At 37.8% G+C, this 312-nt stretch carries 1 protein-coding gene; it reads right to left on the bottom strand.

What is annotated here, in order from left to right; translation table 11 throughout:
* The coding region (locus N8L39_RS09295) for an Ig-like domain-containing protein (protein WP_261010811.1) at positions 1-312 on the bottom strand (312 nt) is incomplete at both ends.

Here is a 312-nt window from a genome sequence, read left to right as displayed (position 1 = left end):
TTCGCATCTTTTGTTTCTCCGTTTTCATCTGTTGCTTGTACTGTGATTCCGTCAGTTGTTCCTGTGTATCCTGGTTTTGGAATAAATGTTACTTGACCAGTTGTCTTGTCAATCTTATATCTTCCTTGGTCTGGAACTTCGATTTCAGTACTATCTACAGGTGTTTTACTTACTGGATCTACTAGTTTGTATCCTGTAATTTGTACATCTGGACTTGAAATTGTGAATTCTGGTTTTCCAGTTTGTGTTTGTCCTTGTGGTGCTTCTGATGTCTTATCAACACTTTCCATTGTGACATCTGTAACTGTTGGA

The organism is Streptococcus mitis, from assembly GCF_946190285.1.
Classification (GTDB): domain Bacteria; phylum Bacillota; class Bacilli; order Lactobacillales; family Streptococcaceae; genus Streptococcus; species Streptococcus mitis_CP.
This window is presented reverse-complemented; position numbering and strand designations above follow the sequence as displayed.